Genomic DNA, 17,525 nt, shown 5'->3' with positions numbered 1-17,525 from the left:
CAACGCAGAGCCGTCGAAAAAAGATGCGGCATTATCCTGTGATTGGAGGCGCCTGTCACTGCGCACACTCATCCATGTCTGTAATCCTTTGCAGATCGTACAACCTAGGGGGCGTTCTCAATCAGTTTTCACACCGCGCCGGGTCTGCTGTTGTGCAGGGCAAGGCGCGAGAAGCGTGGTTTGGTCATTCCAAATAAGCTTCGAGCAACGCAGCCCTGCACAACAGCAGGCCCGGCCCTTCGGGTTGTGCCTTAAAGCCGGCCAGTCTGCGTTGCAGGCCTTGGAAAGGGAACAACCATTCCCAGCGGCCTGCGCCTTGCCTGGCTGGCTTTAAGGCGACAACGCGGTGTGAAAACTAATTGAGAACGCCCCCTGAGGGTTGTCAGGCGCGGGGAGCGAGGTTCAAACTGCGGCCCTTGTCGCAGGCTTTGGCCTGCGCCTCTTCTATCTATAAGCAGGCGACTGCGGACACCGTCGAACGCCTGCGTGTTGACCATTCATTCAGGGATCCGGACATGGAACTGGTTGTAAAAAGCGTTGGCCCAGAAACGTTGAAAACCGCCACCCTGGTGGTTGCCGTCGGTGAAGGCCGCAAACTCGGTGTCGCCGCCAAACAGGTCGACGAACTCAGCGGTGGCGCGATCAGCGCCGTTCTCAAGCGTGGCGATCTGGCCGGCAAGGTCGGCCAGAGCCTGTTGCTGCACAGCCTGCCAAACCTGAAAGCCGAGCGCGTGCTGCTGGTCGGTGTGGGCAAGGATGAAGAACTGGGTGACCGCCCGTTCCGCAAAATCGTTGCCGGCATCCTCAACACCCTGAAGGGCCTGGGCGGCAGCGACGCCGTGCTGGCGCTGGATGAAATTATTGTCAAAAACCGCGACAGCTACGGTAAAACCCGTCTGCTGGCGGAAACCCTGGTGGACGGCGAATACACCTTCGACCAGTTCAAGAGCCAGAAAGCCGAACCCCGCGCACTGAAAAAAATCACCCTGCTGACCATCAAGGCTGCGCAAGCCGAAGTGCAACGCGCCGTGAACCACGCGACCGCGATTGCCAATGGCATGGCCTTCACCCGCGATCTGGGCAACCTGCCGCCGAACATCTGCCACCCGACCTTCCTCGGTGAACAAGCGAAGAACCTCGGCAAAGAGTTCAAGGATCTGAAAGTCGAAGTCCTCGACGAGAAGAAGATCAAATCCCTGGGCATGGGCTCGTTCTACGCCGTCGGCCAAGGCAGCGAGCAGCCGCCGCGCCTGATCGTCATGCAATACAACGGCGGCAAGAAATCCGAGAAGCCGTACGCACTGGTCGGTAAAGGCATCACCTTCGACACCGGCGGCATCAGCCTGAAGCCAGGCGCCGGCATGGACGAAATGAAATACGACATGGGCGGCGCTGCCTCCGTGTTCGGCACCCTGCGCGCCGTGCTTGAGCTGAAACTGCCGATCAACCTGGTGTGCATCCTCGCCTGCGCGGAAAACATGCCGAGCGGCAACGCGACACGTCCAGGCGACATCGTCACCACCATGAGCGGCCAGACCGTGGAAATCCTCAACACCGACGCCGAAGGCCGTCTGGTGCTGTGCGATGCGCTGACCTACTCCGAGCGCTTCAAGCCACAAGCGGTGATCGACATTGCCACCCTGACCGGCGCTTGCGTCGTCGCACTGGGTGCGCACACCTCGGGTCTGCTGGGCAACAACGACGAACTGATCGGCCAACTGCTCAGCGCCGGTAAAGCCGCTGACGACCGCGCCTGGCAACTGCCGCTGTTCGACGAGTACCAGGAACAACTGGACAGCCCGTTTGCCGACATCGCCAACATTGGCGGGCCGAAGGCCGGCACGATCACCGCCGCGTGCTTCCTCTCACGCTTCACCAAAAACCTCAACTGGGCGCACCTGGACATCGCCGGCACCGCATGGACCAGCGGTGGCAAGGACAAGGGCGCCACTGGCCGTCCAGTACCTCTGCTGACCCAGTACCTGCTGGATCGCGCCAAAGCCTGAACCCGCTGATGGGCGGCGTCACTCTCGGGTGACGCCGCTTGCCGCTCTGGAACCGCAATGACCAAAGTCGATTTTTACATCCTGCCCAGCGCCGACCCGTCGGCTCGCCTGGATTTTGCCTGCAAACTCACCGAGAAAGCCTGGCGCATGGGCCATCGCATCTATCTGCATTGCAGCGATGCGGCTCAGCGTGACGATCTCGATGCGCGCCTGTGGGCATTCAAGGGCGAAACGTTCGTGCCTCACGGCCCGGCTGACAGTGAACCGGACGGTTTGATTGTGCTGGGGTTGGGTGACGACTGCGGTCAGCATCAGGATTTACTGGTCAATCTCGATCTGAAAGTCCCGGCCTTCGCCAGCAAATTCGCCCGGGTGGCGGAAGTGGTGGTCGAAGATCCGACGATTCGGGCGGCCGCGCGGGAGAGTTTCCGTTTCTACCGCGAACAGGGCTATCCTCTGCAAGATCACCGTTTACAGCGACTCTGAGCATTCCAATGGACACTCCGAAACCGCAGCAAAAGCCAACACACCTGCTGGACGATCTCGAATCGATTCGCCAGTTGCTCGGCGACGACAACCTGCAACCACCGCTGTTGACCGACACGGTCGACGACGGCGAACAGGAACAGATTCCGATGTTGTTTGACTCTGTCGGCGCCGAGCCGGCTGCTGTCGAACCATCACCCGCGCCAGCCCCGACACCCGCCGCGCAACCTGTGGCACCTGTGAATAAAGGCCCGGACGCCCTGCTCCACCTCGACAGCGAACTACGCGCCGCCGCGCAATTGATCATGCAGGACGTGATCGACGACTTCGCGCCGCACATCGAAACCGAAATCAAACGCCGGCTCGATGCGCGGATGGAACGGCTGCTGAGTCAGTACGAATAAACGGTGCTGACCTGCGACTCGACTGCACTTGATTGGCAGCCCGGTATCCTTGGTTACTAGACGGTATTACTGCGATGCCAATCCAGTGCTTTGGCGTGCCGCGGGGTGGCAACCATTCCATTTCCTCGACTCACAAATTCTTGCGCCCAGTGCTCGGGGACACTGGAATTCACAGACTTGTAAAAATCAAACAGTTCGCTACTGCTTTCGATAATCGACCACTGCCCTTGATGCACCATTGCTATTGGAAACGGCCCCGGACGAGCCACCGCCTCCAGATATCCATTATCTTGTTTGACCTTATCAAACTCATGGCGCCACATATGCGAAACAAAGTTCACCTGCGGGCCATGGCGAATAATGTTCATCGAGATATTACTGAATGGCCTCGCCGGGTCTAGCTCAGCAACACCATGATTTATCGAGTCAATTACTTGCGCTTCCTCGCTACTTCCCGAACCAGGCACGACACCCTTTCCTGCTCTGATATGAATGATATCGTGCATGTCGTAGTCCCCCGTGTAAGGCGTAACGACTTTAAATTTTACCCAGGCATTAACCAATTCGTTTTCCATAGGGTTTTGCAAGTTGATGCGATAAGAAACATCCTCTTCACTTATGCTATTGCGTGCATAAAGACCGCGAACACCGGCCCTACCCCACTGCCCCACTCGCCCGACCACCCCAATACTTTCAGCCTGCTTGAGAACCGCCTCGGCTCTCTCACCATAGACCGCCCGCAAAGAAGCTGGCTTTATGGTCTTTTCGAGAATGTTATGCCCTTTGGCAGCCGCGCCTTCGCCCAACGCCTTGATTGTGTAACTTCCGGACTCCCTTACACTCACTGCAACATTGAGTTCTCTTGAAACCTTTTCAAAGGCTGGCATGTGCAAAGGATGGACGAAGGTCTCACCGACCAGCCGCCTCGCTTCTTGCCCTTCCTTGTACAATCCATTGGAATCAGAAAATGTGACCGGGTTATTCCCGACCATGGCGAATAAATTGATCCCGTCCGTTGCTCCAGCCGGATCAGCACCCAACCAGCGCCCCACCCACGGCTGATAGTAACGCCAGCCATAGTAGTAAAGTCCGGTCGCATCGCGCTCCTTTGCGCAATACCTGACTGTTTTTAAATTCGCCTCTACTGCACTTCTCGCCACCCACACCGACGTGCCGCCGTATGGGTAATACTCTTCTTGGCTAACTACTTTGCCTTCGTCGTCCACTTCCAGCGCGCTGCAGCCAATCAAGTTGTCGTAGCTGTAACGAAACTGGTCGTCGAAAGGGTTCCGCGGTCTCGGTTGCTCCCAGTGAAGTATTCGCACCCTGGATTGACCGGGCACGCCCACGCTGATGACCTGCAGATTCCCCGTTATTGTGTCGCCGTCATTCTTCATCCTCAGTTCCAGTGACGGTAGATAAACGACCCGCAGCCCTTGCATGCGACCACTTACTCTCTGCTTGCTGAACTTCAGCAGCCGCTGACTGGCACTGTCATAACGGTAGGTCTCGCAGTCATCCACTGCGCCATCGCGCACTACGGGTGTCACCTTCAGGAGTTCGTTGCGCGAAGTCCACGCAAGCAGCTGTCCGGGCTGTAGCACTTTTTGTTGCCCACTCGCCGTGAACAAGGCCTCCACATCATCGGGATCTGTTGCGAGGGTATGCAAAACACCGCGATTGCTGCGGTTGCTGATCGTAATCCGTGTGGTGTGGCTATTGAGGGTGGTCGGCGCACAATGGCGTATCTGAACCAGATTACCTGCCGTATCGTAACTGTATGCACGCGTATAGTTTGTGTACGTGGCGTCGTCGAACCCGCAGGCCAGAAGGGTGCCGCCCTGCCCGTCAGCGTTTGCCATCTCCCGGCCAGTAGCCTTGACCAGTTGATAGATAGTGTCATAGGTATAAGTGTTTTCCGGCACCACCTTCTGGTTGCGCCAGAAACGCGCGCTCTGCGAAACGTTACGCTCACCGATTACGTTGCCAACCTGATCATAGGCGAATCTCAAATCCTGCAGCACTTTCGCCCCGGATATGTGCCCGAGCGGTCTCGCAGTCTTGACTCCCGACAGACGCTGCGTTTCCTCCTCGTATGTCCATACGGTCACTACCCCATTACCATTTTCTTCGCGCAGAATCTGACCAGTTGCCGAATACATCACTGTTTTCAGGACAACCTGCTCCGCCCCGTCCTTGAGCGTCAACCAACTGCCCGCGAGTGCGCCTCCCACGTTGTACGCGAAGCGCTGCAGGTTACCCGCCGCATCCGCGGACGTATGCAGCGCTCCCGTTGCATCAGCCACAGTGAGAGAGGTGAACGGCTCGGCATCCAGCCATTCATTCCAGGCCATGGGGGCTTCCCCTTGCCAATCGACTACTTCGTCCGGGTCATTCGCATCCTTGAAGAAACGACGGGTAATGGAAAGCGGCACGCCTGTCAGCGCTCTGCTGTCTGATTGAAGCAGACCCGCCGTATCGTAGTGGCGCACACACTGGCCAGCCACATTCAGGGCCATTTCAGCCTGACTGTTTCCGGCGTACACCCTCGCTCGCTGATGTTAGGGGCACCGTCGGCCACTTGCTCGGTGATGCTCAGCAGTCGCCCCGGAAGATTGTTTCCCTCGTATTGAAAGGTGCGACTCACAACCTGACTTCTTCCTGCGCCTTCGCCAATGTCGGGAATGTTGCTCACCACCATAAAAGGACGACCGGCGGCGTCAGCCAGTGTGACGCTACTGCCATTGTCGCCGCCCTGCTGACTCAAAACGCTGCCAGAGACACTGGTGACATAGGTAAAGTTAGCCAATTGGAGTTCGCTCAAGCGCGGATCAGCGCTCTGCGCCAGAAGGCCACGGGCATCGTATTGATGACGGGTAATCCGTTCACTTGTCACCGTGGGTAAGTCGGGATGACGGTAGTAGCGCAGATCCCGCACCTGAAGGTTACGGGCGTCGAATACTGTGATCGATGGCGTGTTGGCATGAAGTGACATTTTGGGTACGTGCATTCAGTCTGCCTCTCATCAGGAAAGTTGTAGCAGAGAACTCATGCGACTGCCCAAAGAACCCTGACCCCGCTCGCCCTCGGCCCCATGCCCCGCTATACTCGTCGGCTTTTCCTGAATTAATGCCAATAGGGTCCCGCCGCGCATGGATAAGACCTACCAGCCGCACGCCATTGAAACTTCCTGGTACAACACCTGGGAGTCCGAGAACTACTTCGCCCCGCAAGGCGCGGGCGACTCCTACACCATCATGATCCCGCCGCCGAACGTCACCGGCAGCCTGCACATGGGGCACGGTTTCAACAACGCGATCATGGACGCCCTGATCCGTTTCCGCCGCATGCAGGGTCGCAACACCCTGTGGCAGCCGGGCACCGACCACGCCGGTATCGCAACGCAAATGCTGGTGGAGCGTCAACTCGAAGCCCAGGGCCAGAATCGCCATGATCTGGGCCGCGAAAAATTCCTCGAGAAAGTCTGGGAATGGAAGGATCAGTCCGGTGGCAACATCAGCCGTCAGATCCGCCGCCTCGGCTCGTCCGTTGACTGGAGCCGCGAGCGCTTCACCATGGACGACGGCCTCTCGGAAGCGGTTAAAGAAGCCTTCGTACGCCTGCACGAAGACGGCCTGATCTATCGCGGCAAGCGCCTGGTCAACTGGGACACCAAACTGCACACGGCGATTTCCGACCTCGAAGTGGAAAACCACGACGAAAAGGGTTTCCTGTGGAACTTGAAGTACCCGTTGGCCGACGGCGCGAAAACCGCTGACGGCAACGACTTCCTGATCGTCGCGACCACCCGTCCGGAAACCATGCTCGGCGACTCCGCCGTTGCGGTGAACCCGAACGACGAGCGCTACCAAGCCCTGATCGGCAAGTTTGTCGAGCTGCCACTGGTTGGCCGCCGCATCCCGATCATCGCCGACGATTACTGCGATCCTGAATTCGGCACCGGCTGCGTGAAAATCACCCCGGCCCACGACTTCAACGACTACGAAGTCGGCAAGCGCCACAACCTGCCGTTGCTGAACATCTTCGACAAGAACGCCAACGTGCTGCCGGCAGCCCAGGTGTTCAACCTCGACGGTACGCTGAACGACAGCATCGATGGCGCGATTCCGGCTGAGTACGCCGGCCTTGAGCGTTTCGAAGCGCGCAAGCAGATTGTTGCCGCATTCGACGCCGCCGGTCTGCTGGTCAGCGTTAACGATCACGCGCTGAAAGTGCCGAAAGGCGACCGCTCCGGCACCATCATCGAGCCGTGGCTGACCGACCAGTGGTACGTGTCGACCAAACCGCTGGCCGAGCCTGCGATTGCTGCCGTTGAAGATGGCCGCATCCAGTTCGTGCCGAAGCAGTACGAAAACATGTACTTCTCGTGGATGCGCGACATTCAGGACTGGTGCATCAGCCGTCAGCTGTGGTGGGGCCACCGGATTCCGGCCTGGTACGACGAGTCGGGCAAGGTCTACGTCGGTCGCGACGAAGCCGAAGTACGTGCCAAGCACAACCTCGGTCCGGACGTGGCGCTGCAACAGGACAACGACGTACTCGACACCTGGTTCAGTTCGGGTCTGTGGACCTTCTCCACCCTGGGCTGGCCGGAAAAAACCGAGTTCCTGAAGAAATTCCACTCCACCGACGTACTGGTCACCGGTTTCGACATCATTTTCTTCTGGGTTGCCCGGATGATCATGCTGACCATGCACCTGATCAAGAACGAAGACGGCACGCCGCAAGTTCCGTTCAAGACCGTTTATGTGCACGGTCTGGTGCGCGATGGCCAGGGCCAGAAGATGTCCAAGTCCAAGGGCAACGTCCTGGACCCGCTGGACATCATCGACGGTATCGAGCTGGAAGAACTGGTGCAGAAGCGCACCTCCGGCATGATGCAGCCGAAACTGGCGAAGAAGATCGAGAAGCAGACCCGCGACGAGTTCGCCGACGGCATCGCCAGCTACGGCACCGACGCCCTGCGCTTCACCTTCTGCTCGCTGGCCTCGACCGGTCGCGACATCAAGTTCGACATGGGCCGCGTTGAAGGCTATCGCAACTTCTGCAACAAGATCTGGAACGCCGCGCGTTACGTTCTGGACAAGGGCGAAGACTGCGGTCAGAACGGCGAAGCCTACGAGCTGTCGCTGGCGGATCGCTGGATCATCTCGCAGCTGCAACGCACCGAAACCGAAGTGACCCGTCAACTCGATCAGTTCCGGTTCGACCTCGCCGCGCAAGCGCTGTACGAATTCATCTGGAACCAGTACTGCGACTGGTACCTGGAACTGTCCAAGCCTGTGCTGTGGGACGAGAACGCACCGGTTGAACGTCAGCGCGGCACCCGCCGCACGCTGGTTCGCGTACTGGAAGTGGCGCTGCGTCTGGCGCATCCGTTCATGCCGTTCATCACTGAAGAAATCTGGCAGCGCATCGCGCCGCTGGCTGGTATTCAGGGCAAGACGATCATGCTGCAAGCGTGGCCAGTGGCCAACGAAGAGCGCATCGATCCCGCGGCCGAAGACGACATCGAATGGCTCAAGGAACTGATGCTCGGCACGCGTAACATCCGTGGCGAAATGAACATCGGCCCGGGCAAACCGCTGCCAATCTACCTGAAGAACGTCAGCGCTGAAGACCAGCGCCGTCTGACCGAGAACGAAGCGCTGCTGAAGAAACTGGCGCGACTGGAATCGATCACTGTTCTGAAGGCCGGCGAAGAAGCGCCGCTGTCCGCCACCGCACTGGTTGGCGAGATGGAAGTGCTGGTACCAATGGCCGGCCTGATCGACAAGGGCGCTGAACTGGCGCGTCTGGACAAGGAAATCCTGCGTTTGCAGGGCGAAGTCCAGCGCGTTGGCGGCAAACTGTCCAACGCCGGTTTCGTCGACAAGGCCCCGGCCGAAGTCATCGAAAAAGAACGCGCCAAACTGGCCGAGGCTGAACAAGCCCTGGGCAAACTGGCCGAGCAACATGCGCGGATTGCCAGCCTGTAACGGCAAATCGCAATAAAAAAGGGAGGCCCATGCGGCCTCCCTTTTTTATGGTTCCCGCCACCTTCCCCTGTAGGAGCTGCCGAAGGCTGCGATCTTTTGATCTTGTTTTTCAGGATCAAGATCAAAAGATCGCAGCCTTCGGCAGCTCCTACATAAATCAAAATCCCCAAGTCCAAGGTCATGGGTCACAGGTTCGGCGCATGGCTCATCAATGTGGGACAATACCCGTCACTTTCAGCCATACCCGAATCGACCACGCCCATGAACGCCCCCCGCACACCCAAACCTGCGCGCAAGAAGCCTGACACCGCGACCCCGGCCAAGACCGTCGAGCCGCGTGAAAAGGCCAGCCTGCACCCGCGCAATCGCCATCAGGGTCGTTACGACTTCCCGGCGCTGATCAAGACCACGCCGGAACTGGCGAAGTTCGTGATCACCAACCCGTACGGCAAGGAAAGCATCGACTTCGCCAGCCCCGATGCGGTGCGCGTGTTCAACCGGGCGCTGCTCAAGTCGTTCTATGGCATCCAGCATTGGGACATCCCGGCAGATTACCTCTGCCCGCCTGTTCCAGGCCGTGCCGATTACGTGCACTTCCTTGCGGATTTGCTGGCCAGCATGAACGACGGCAAGGTCCCGCGTGGCGCGATCGTCAACGTGCTGGACATCGGCATGGGCGCCAACTGCGTTTATCCGCTGATCGGTAACAGCGAATACCGCTGGCACTTCCTCGGTTCGGAGATCGATCCGACCGCCGTGGCCGCAGCCAAAGCCATCGTCCAGTCCAACGATCTGAGCAAGGTTATCCAGCTGCGTCAGCAGGAAAACCGCAAGCACATCCTGATCGGCTTGCTGGAGCCGGGCGAGCGCTTCGACCTGACCATGTGCAACCCGCCGTTCCACGCCTCGATGGATGAAGCGACCAAGGGCAGCGAGCGCAAATGGCGCGCACTGGGCAAGGCCGACCCGAAACGCAAACTGCCGGTGCTGAACTTCGGCGGCCAGTCGGCTGAGCTGTGGTGTGAAGGCGGTGAAGCGCGCTTCGTGACGCAATTGATCGCCGAGAGCGCGAATTTCCAGCATAAAGTGCTGTGGTTCAGCACCTTGGTGTCGAAAGCTTCGAACCTGCCGGCCATTGAAACCGCGCTGAAGAAGGCCGGAGTGCTGGAAAGCCAGGTCGTGGAGATGTCTCAGGGCCAGAAGCAAAGCCGTTTCGTCGCCTGGACCTTCCAGACCAAGTCCGAGCAGCAGATCTGGCGCCGCGAGCGCTGGGTTCGCTGATAGCTGCGCAGATGCCCCTGTAGGAGCTGCGGCACGCTGCGATCTTTTGATCTTGATCCTGAAGAACAAGATCAAAAGATCGCAGCCTCGTTTCACTCGACAGCTCCTACAAGGCGGTGTCATTCCTCGCCAAATCGCAGACACAAAAAAACCGTGCCCGGATCGCTCCGGTGCACGGTTTTTTTATCGCTGCGTCTTACTTGTTCACAGCGTCGGTCAGGCCTTTGGCCACAACCAGCTTGATCACTTTCTTCGCAGGGATTTCGATGGCAGCGCCAGTCGAAGGGTTACGGCCAGTGCGGGCAGGACGCTCGGTCACTTTCAGCTTGCCGATACCTGGCAAGGTGATTTCGCCGCCGTTTTCCAGCTGATCGGCAACGATTTGGCCCAGTTGGTCCAGAGCGTTACGCGCGGTGGTTTTCGGCGCGTCGATAGCTTCAGCGATGTCGGCGATCAGTTGGTCTTTAGTAAGAGCCATGTAGTGTTCCTTCCCTATCAAATTCATATGGATTGCAGAGTGCAGTGTCAGCCATCGAGCCCGATCTTCTGGATCTGGCACCCTCGGCGATAACCACGACGAGTCGGGTTATAGATACCGAAATCAGGGTTTGGTTCGACCTGACAAATGCTGATTGCACGCTTAACGCAGTGACTTCGCGTAAGACCGGGCAAAACTAGCACAGAGCCGGGGAAATATCCGCCTCTAGCTACCCATTTGGTCAGCTTTATTGCGCTAAATCGGTAAAAAACTGCATAAGCGCCAGAGCGCGCCCCGGTTTTGCCCTACAACCCGCGCCAAAACCAGTGGTTGCGGTACACTGGGCGCTTTTTCGGGGGAGCCTGCCCTCCTCCCTTCCAACAGCCGAGAAGCCCATGCCGATCCGTCATTGCATCGTCCACCTGATCGACAAAAAACCCGACGGCACACCCGCAGTTCTGCACGCCCGTGACACGGAACTGGCCGAGTCTGCAGCCATCGAAAACATGCTCGCCGACCTCAACGAGAGCTACAACGCCAAACAGGGCAAAGCCTGGGGCCTGTTCCATCCGGAGTCCGGCGCGTTCCCCTTCAGCGGCTGGCTGAAAGAATACATGGAGGGCGGCAAGGACTTCACTGCGTTCAGCAAAGTCGCGGTCGAACACCTGCAAAAACTGATGGAAGAGTCGAATCTGTCGGTCGGCGGACACGTGCTGTTCGCCCACTATCAGCAAGGCATGACCGATTACCTGGCCATCGCCCTGCTGCACCACAGCGAAGGCGTGGCAGTGACCGATGAACTGGACGTGACCCCGTCGCGCCACCTCGACCTAGGTCAGTTGCACCTGGCGGCGCGGATCAACGTCTCTGAATGGCAGAACAACAAGCAGTCCAAGCAATACATCTCGTTCATCAAGGGCAAGAACGGCAAAAAGGTTTCGGAATACTTCCGCGACTTTATCGGCTGCCAGGAAGGCGTCGACGGCCCGGGCGAGACCCGGACTCTGCTCAAGGCTTTCAGCGACTTCGTCGAGAGCGAAGACCTGCCGGAAGACTCCGCTCGCGAGAAGACCAAGACCCTGGTCGATTACGCCAGCAGCCAGGCCAAACTCGGCGAACCGATGGGTCTGGAAGAGTTGTCCGAGCTGATCGACGAAGAACGCCCGAAAGCCTTCTACGATCACATCCGCAACAAGGACTACGGCCTGTCGCCTGAAATTCCGGCGGACAAACGCACCCTGAATCAATTCCGCCGCTTCACCGGCCGCGCCGAAGGCCTGTCGATCAGCTTTGAAGCGCACCTGCTGGGTTCGAAGATCGAATACGACGAAGAGGCTGGCACCCTGGTGATCAAAGGCCTGCCAACGTCGCTCACCGATCAGTTGAAGCGGCGTAACTGATGCTCGGCAATGTGCTGAAGAAGGTCGCTCTGGTTCTGCTGGTGGTCGTGGTCTATCAGAACTGGGGCAAGATCGAGCGGGTGTTCAACCCGTCACAAATGGTCTCGGAGCAGACACGGGCGCAGGCCAATGTCGTGCTCTACGCCACTGACTGGTGCGGCTACTGCAAGCAGACCAAACGCTTTCTCGACAGCAAGGGGATTGCGTTCAAGGAGTTCGATATCGAGAAGGATGCCGAGGCGCGCAAGGCGTATGAGGCATTGGGTGGGCGCGGGATTCCGCTGATTGACGTTAACGGTACGTTGATTCGCGGATTCGACCCGGACGAAATCCTCGCCGCCCTGAAATAACCTGTAGGAGTGAGCCTGCTCGCGATAGCGGTGTGTCAGTCGATAAATCCGCCGATTGACACACCGCTATCGCGAGCAGGCTCACTCCTACAAAGTTTTGCTACAGACTTGAGAGATCAGCGGGCTTCGATACGAAAACCAAATCGCGGGAAGTGCACATGCACCACACCGCCACGCTCGTCTTCACGACGAATGATCAGCTCTTCGCTGCCGGCAAACAGCAACTCACCCACCACCGGATCAACCCCGTAATCCGTCGCAGCAATCGCCACCTGCTGACCAGCCTTGAAACCGTTCGGATCAACGAACTGCTCATCCGGCAATGCTGCCGGTGTCGCCTTGCGTGCAACCTCAAGCGCCTCTTCCGACGTCATCGCACTGGCTGCGCCATGACCAAAGCCCAGCACTCGCCCCAACCAGGCTGCAACCGCCGGATACTCATCCACCAGCGGTGCCGTGACGTGAGTCGCTTTCAGGAACCACATGGGATGCGCCAGTGCAAAGTCGGCAATCGACGGCTCGCCAAACAGAAAGTCACCCTGCTCGCGTTGCAACTGCTGCTCCAGCCGCGCCATGATCGTCGGCCACTGATGCTTGGCTTGTTCGGCAGACAAACGCGTGGCGCTGCCACCACTGAACAGACCGGCACGGTCGGCGATAAACGCTTTTATCGCTTCCGGTGGCAGCTTGGCGAAACGCACGGCAACCGATTCCGGCTGGAACACCAGACTCACGGCATGCTGGAACACCACCGAATCAGCCCAAGTGGCAAAACTCGCGGAGGTGAACTCCTGACCTTCAGGGAAGAACGCCGGCAAAGCCTTTTCCTGCTCCAGGCGCCGCGCGATTAACGATGTGTCGCAATAGATGTCAGCGCCAATCTGCAACACCGGTGTCTTGCGGTAGCCGCCAGTCAGCGCGGTCAGATCCGGTTTCGGCATCACCGGCGAAATATGCACCGAGCGCCACGACAAGCCTTTGAAACCCAGCAGCAGGCGGGCCTTCTCGGCAAATGGGGAGGTCGGGTAGTGGTGCAGAATCAACTCGGACATGCTCGGCTCCGCCGCTCAGATAGTGAGCCAGCAGCTTAGCGCGCATTTGCTTAGCAGCCTACAGATCTGCCTGATGGGAACCAATCAGTCAGATTGATAAGACGCAACTAGGCATTCCTTTGCGCTTTTCTTGAGTTTTTTGATCAAGCGTTCCTGACGCAACGCATCGCTCTTGTCGCGGCACAACTCGGTATAGACCAGCGCCATGGCCGGGCTGGAGAGGAAGAACCGTGCACCTTTGCCGCTTTGATGTTTGGCGAAGCGGCGCACCGGGTCATCACTGATCCCGCAGTACAACGAACCATTGGCGGCGCGAACGAGGTAGACGAACCAGGATTTGCTCACCGGTTCGGCGACATCGACAGATTTTTCGCTAAGGCTGGTCACTTCGGGATCAAGACGTGTAGGAAACAGGCGGCGATCTTATCAGCGACCGGCCTGAAATGCCTTCAGTCCCTTCAATGCCTGGGCGCGCACGGCGTTGCGCACCAGCGGCGTCCAGCCCAGTAGCAGGCCTTTGAAACCGAGCGCCTGACGCGACCAGCGCCACAGATCAAAATGATCGTGGTGCTCGCAGATCTTGCCGTCACGGAACACGAAGCGGGCCTGGATATCGTTGACCACGACGTTGCCGGTCTGGCTGAACAGGTAGGTTGCGACCCAATGTGCACCGCCGCTGCGTTCATCGGCACGAACGTTGTCGAAGGTCAGCGAGAAGTCTTTAGCGCGGGTGGTGAGCATGCGCCACATGTCGCCGGCATCGCGGCCACGCAGTTCGCCGAAGGCCGGGTCGCTGAACACTACATCGTCGGTGTAGCAGGCGGCCATGGCTTCGGCGTCGAGGCGCTGGAAGGCCTGGTAGAAGCGGGTGATCAACGCGGCGTGGGCTTCGCTCATGGGCAATCTCCAAGATAGGTACAGATTGCCAGCACGATAGTCTGCAATGTGCAGAAACACTATCGGCATTCGCAAACCGAATACCCGCTGTACACAAAACCCATGTAGGAGTGAGCCTGCTCGCGATAGCGGAGTGTCAGTCAGCGCAACGTTGACTGGTATAAAGCTATCGCGAGCAGGCTCACTCCTACAGTTTGAACCGCGTCAGATCTTCTCGCTTTGCACTTGCACGTACAGCGCACGCCCGGCGCCAAGCCCGGCGATGATCGCACCTGTACCGATGATGCCAAAGATCCAGCCGACGGCATTCCAGCCGCCGGTCCAGTCATGCACCACGCCGACCGCAAACGGCCCCATCGACGCCAGCGTGTAGCCGAAGCCCTGAGACATGCTCGACAGGTTCGCCGCGACATGTGAATCGCGCGAACGCAGCACAATCAACGTCAGGGCCAGACTGAACGTACCGCCCTGCCCCAACCCCAGCAGAATCGCCCAGCCCCACAGGCCTTCAATCGGCGCATACAGGCAGCCGAACAGACCGCCGAGGGTCAGCGCCATAACCACGCCGATGGCCAGACGCTGATCCTTGCCGCGAGTAGCCAGCCACGGCGCAGCCAACGAACTGGCAAGCTGGATGATCACCGAACCGGACAACACCAGACCGGCCTGGGTTGGCGTCAGTCCACGACCAATCAGGATGGACGGCAACCAGCCAAAGACGATGTAGGCCAGCGACGATTGCAGGCCCATGTACAAGGTCACCTGCCAGGCCAGCGGATCACGCAACAGTCCGCGCACGCGATAGGCGACGTTGTGCGCGCCATGTTTCTGCCCGACTTGCGGCAACCAGAACAACGCTGCAACCAACGCCGGAATCACCCAGAAACCCAGGCCCATCGCCCAGCTACCACCGAAATGCTCACTGAGCGGCACGCTGGAACCGGCCGCCATCGCTGCGCCCAGGCACAGCGCCATGGTGTAGACGCCGGTCATGGTGCCGGCATGTTTGGCGAAGTCGCGCTTGACGATGCCCGGCAGCAGAACACCGATGATGCCAATACTGGCACCGCCCAATACGCTGCCGGCGAACAGGCCGATCTCACCGAAGTTGCTGCGCAAAATGATCCCGCCGGCCAGTGTCAGCAAAATCCCCAGCACCACCCGCTCAGCACCAAAACGTCGCGCCAGAATCGGTGCCAGTGGCGCAAACAAACCGAGGCACAACACCGGCAGCGTAGTCAGCAGACCGGCCTGAGCCGCCGACAAGCCAAGACTTTTCGACACATCGCTGAGCAGCGGCGCCATGCTCGACAGCGCCGGACGCAAGTTCAGCGCCACCAGAATCAAGCCGAGCAGCAACAACCACGGCCGGCGCACCAGCGGATGGCTCTGTTGGACTTGCTCGTCGTCAGCCTCGGCGTCGATCAGCAGTTCTTCAAGTTCTGCCGTGCGCTTCGGGGCTGTGGATATCTCGGTGCGGGACATGGATTTCTCGGTTTCAAGGTTCATTGATCAACTGCCTCGACAAAGCTTTGGCCCGTTCCGGGTCGCTTTGCTCGACCGCATCGAGCAACGCGATGTGCAGGTCGAACACTTCCTGACGGCGCGGGACGATGTTCAGGGTCTGGCGCAACTGCGCGCCGACGATGCTGGAGAAATAGCGATACAACTCGCTGAGGGTCGGGTTGTGCGCGGCGTCGACCAAGCGACGGTGGAACACCAGATCGCAGGCGATGTAGGTGTCGAGGTCGCCGTGGTAGTGGCTGCCGCTGGTGCCGAGCGCCTCACGCAATGCGACGAGGTCTTCGTCGGTGCGGCGCAACGCCGCCAAGCCGATGGCCTCGACTTCGAGGATGTGGCGGGTTTCCCGCGCCTGTTCCAGCGAGCATTGCGACAGCGCTTTCAAGGTATCCATCGGATCGACCACTGCGCGCAAGTAACTGCCATCGCCCTGGCGAATCTCGATCAGCCCGGAAAACGCCAATACGCGCATGGCTTCGCGCACGGTGTTGCGGCTGATGCCCAGTTCGGCGCACAGCTCGGGTTCGGTCGGCAAACGCTCGCCAACCTGCCAGGCACCGCTGTTGATGCGCTGACGAAGCTGATCCAAGGCCTGATCGACCAAAGATCGCTTAATGAGTGGAGAAATGTCTGACATAGGATTCGCCCTTTCATCCAATCATAGGATGAATTTTCTGACATGTTAGTCAGACCCGTGTAGGACGGCAACCACCTAGGGTCAATCGGAGACACATGAAGCGGTATTTTCGATTGGTCAAAATTACCCTTTAAGGGTAATTTCAGGGACAGGGTTTTGGTTTCTTATGGAAAAGAACACACCCCATTACGACTTGGCGGTGATCAAGGCGGAAGTCAGACGACTTGGCAGACAAGCTTTCACCAAGACCGCGGAAAAAACCGGTCTCGATCTCGGTTTTAGCTTCGCAGAAATGCAGGAGATCGTTTTCGGGTTGCAGAACAGGATGTTGTACAAATCGATGACCACCTATGACGATCATCGAGTCTGGCAGGACGTGTATCACATCAACTCAAAAGGCCTGGAGATTTACATCAAGGTGACATACCGCCCTGCCGGCGGCGCACCGGTAATCTCCTTCAAGGAGAAAAACCCATGAAAACCCGGCAATGTTTCAGCTGTGGTGCCCGTGAGGGAATGAGGCATTTCGAGGGTCGCGGTGAGACCCTGAGTGTCAAAGGCATGGAGCGCCGCGTAGATGATCTCGCTGGCTGGGAATGCCGGCAGTGCGGGGAAATCGAGTGGGATGACGGCACCGATAGCGCTGATCGTTACACGGAAGCAGGCGATGAGCTGGTTATCGCTGCAAGACAAATGATCGGTTCCGAGATGAAGCGCATCCGGCGCAAATTGCACCTGACGCAAAAAGAGACGGTGCAACTGCTGTCAGGTGGAGGCCACAACGCATTTTCCAGGTACGAACGAGGCGAATTGCTGCCGCCGAAGGCGTTGATGCTTTTGATGCGGCTGCTGGATCGTTACCCGCACTTGCTTGCCGATGCGAAAGTCTTGGCCGAAGGGGCTGACTTGAGAGGTGCGTTCAAGTACACCGTGCACAAGGAACACGAAACCCTCACCGCTTCCTGACTCCAAAAAACAAACCCGGCACAAGGCCGGGTTGTTTTTACACACAAA

The 17,525-nt window shown here is 58.6% G+C and carries 17 protein-coding genes; 9 read left to right on the top strand and 8 right to left on the bottom strand.

All coding sequences use genetic code 11. The annotated features are described in order from the left end of the window. The first annotated feature begins 515 nt into the window (after positions 1-515). From ACZZ0A_RS01615 to ACZZ0A_RS01605, 3 genes are read left to right on the top strand one after another with little or no spacing between them, the layout of a single operon-like run. A complete protein-coding gene (locus ACZZ0A_RS01615; RefSeq protein ID WP_007950052.1) occupies positions 516-2,006 on the top strand; it encodes a leucyl aminopeptidase in 1,491 nt (496 codons plus the stop codon). 57 nt (positions 2,007-2,063) lie between these two features. Further along, complete coding sequence (locus ACZZ0A_RS01610; RefSeq protein WP_007909049.1) at positions 2,064-2,492, top strand: DNA polymerase III subunit chi; 429 nt, start codon at positions 2,064-2,066, stop codon at positions 2,490-2,492. An 8-nt stretch (positions 2,493-2,500) separates the two neighbouring features. Next, positions 2,501-2,896, top strand: coding sequence for a hypothetical protein (locus ACZZ0A_RS01605; protein ID WP_007909050.1), 396 nt, complete (start codon positions 2,501-2,503; stop codon positions 2,894-2,896). Positions 2,897-2,952: 56 nt separating this feature from the next. Here the strand turns inward: ACZZ0A_RS01605 and ACZZ0A_RS01600 are convergent, their stop codons facing one another. Both ACZZ0A_RS01600 and ACZZ0A_RS01595 read right to left on the bottom strand, forming a co-directional pair. Beyond that, a complete protein-coding gene (locus ACZZ0A_RS01600; protein ID WP_463542439.1) occupies positions 2,953-5,415 on the bottom strand; it encodes an RHS repeat-associated core domain-containing protein in 2,463 nt (820 codons plus the stop codon). Then, the gene (locus ACZZ0A_RS01595) at positions 5,406-5,906 is read right to left on the bottom strand and encodes a hypothetical protein (RefSeq protein ID WP_463542438.1); all 501 of its coding nucleotides are present in this window, start codon (positions 5,904-5,906) and stop codon (positions 5,406-5,408) included. The genes ACZZ0A_RS01600 and ACZZ0A_RS01595 overlap by 10 nt, the downstream gene beginning before the upstream one ends. 142 nt (positions 5,907-6,048) lie before the next feature. Here ACZZ0A_RS01595 and ACZZ0A_RS01590 point away from each other — a divergent pair, with 142 nt between their 5' ends. Then, positions 6,049-8,895: a valine--tRNA ligase gene (locus tag ACZZ0A_RS01590; RefSeq protein ID WP_463542437.1), complete on the top strand. Its 2,847-nt coding sequence runs from the start codon at positions 6,049-6,051 to the stop codon at positions 8,893-8,895. Positions 8,896-9,156: 261 nt separating this feature from the next. After that, positions 9,157-10,176: a 23S rRNA (adenine(1618)-N(6))-methyltransferase RlmF gene (rlmF, locus tag ACZZ0A_RS01585; RefSeq protein WP_038357670.1), complete on the top strand. Its 1,020-nt coding sequence runs from the start codon at positions 9,157-9,159 to the stop codon at positions 10,174-10,176. Between the two features lie 196 nt (positions 10,177-10,372). Here the strand turns inward: rlmF and ACZZ0A_RS01580 are convergent, their stop codons facing one another. Beyond that, positions 10,373-10,654: an HU family DNA-binding protein gene (locus ACZZ0A_RS01580; RefSeq protein WP_003221909.1), complete on the bottom strand. Its 282-nt coding sequence runs from the start codon at positions 10,652-10,654 to the stop codon at positions 10,373-10,375. Positions 10,655-11,049: 395 nt separating this feature from the next. On the opposite strand from ACZZ0A_RS01580, the gene yejK reads away from it, so the two are divergent. Together yejK and ACZZ0A_RS01570 are read left to right on the top strand one after the other, a co-directional pair. Beyond that, complete coding sequence (yejK, locus tag ACZZ0A_RS01575; RefSeq protein ID WP_016984999.1) at positions 11,050-12,054, top strand: nucleoid-associated protein YejK; 1,005 nt, start codon at positions 11,050-11,052, stop codon at positions 12,052-12,054. Then, entirely contained in the window at positions 12,054-12,404 is a 351-nt protein-coding gene (locus ACZZ0A_RS01570) for a glutaredoxin family protein (protein WP_095112594.1), read from the top strand. The genes yejK and ACZZ0A_RS01570 overlap by 1 nt, the downstream gene beginning before the upstream one ends. 116 nt (positions 12,405-12,520) lie before the next feature. On the opposite strand, the gene ACZZ0A_RS01565 is transcribed toward ACZZ0A_RS01570, so the two are convergent. The 5 genes from ACZZ0A_RS01565 to ACZZ0A_RS01545 form a co-directional block, all read right to left on the bottom strand. Further along, positions 12,521-13,456, bottom strand: coding sequence for a glutathione S-transferase family protein (locus ACZZ0A_RS01565; RefSeq protein WP_095112595.1), 936 nt, complete (start codon positions 13,454-13,456; stop codon positions 12,521-12,523). A gap of 84 nt (positions 13,457-13,540) precedes the next feature. Next, positions 13,541-13,843: a GIY-YIG nuclease family protein gene (locus ACZZ0A_RS01560; protein WP_007909056.1), complete on the bottom strand. Its 303-nt coding sequence runs from the start codon at positions 13,841-13,843 to the stop codon at positions 13,541-13,543. A 39-nt stretch (positions 13,844-13,882) separates the two neighbouring features. Beyond that, positions 13,883-14,353 carry a nuclear transport factor 2 family protein gene (locus ACZZ0A_RS01555; RefSeq protein WP_007909058.1) on the bottom strand — a complete coding sequence of 157 codons (471 nt, stop codon included), beginning with the start codon at positions 14,351-14,353 and terminating at the stop codon, positions 13,883-13,885. A 204-nt stretch (positions 14,354-14,557) separates the two neighbouring features. Further along, on the bottom strand, positions 14,558-15,862 hold the full coding sequence (locus tag ACZZ0A_RS01550) for a CynX/NimT family MFS transporter (protein WP_463542436.1): 1,305 nt from the start codon (positions 15,860-15,862) through the stop codon (positions 14,558-14,560). Then, positions 15,852-16,511 (bottom strand): FadR/GntR family transcriptional regulator, encoded by a 660-nt coding sequence (locus ACZZ0A_RS01545; protein ID WP_463542435.1) that lies wholly within the window; start codon positions 16,509-16,511, stop codon positions 15,852-15,854. The genes ACZZ0A_RS01550 and ACZZ0A_RS01545 overlap by 11 nt, the downstream gene beginning before the upstream one ends. A gap of 166 nt (positions 16,512-16,677) precedes the next feature. Here ACZZ0A_RS01545 and ACZZ0A_RS01540 point away from each other — a divergent pair, with 166 nt between their 5' ends. After that, positions 16,678-16,989 carry a type II toxin-antitoxin system MqsR family toxin gene (locus tag ACZZ0A_RS01540; RefSeq protein ID WP_463542434.1) on the top strand — a complete coding sequence of 104 codons (312 nt, stop codon included), beginning with the start codon at positions 16,678-16,680 and terminating at the stop codon, positions 16,987-16,989. Further along, positions 16,986-17,477: a type II TA system antitoxin MqsA family protein gene (locus ACZZ0A_RS01535; protein ID WP_095112600.1), complete on the top strand. Its 492-nt coding sequence runs from the start codon at positions 16,986-16,988 to the stop codon at positions 17,475-17,477. The genes ACZZ0A_RS01540 and ACZZ0A_RS01535 overlap by 4 nt, the downstream gene beginning before the upstream one ends. The last annotated feature ends 48 nt before the right edge of the window (positions 17,478-17,525 follow it).

Source organism: Pseudomonas sp. AC242, from assembly GCF_979258655.1.
This window is presented reverse-complemented; position numbering and strand designations above follow the sequence as displayed.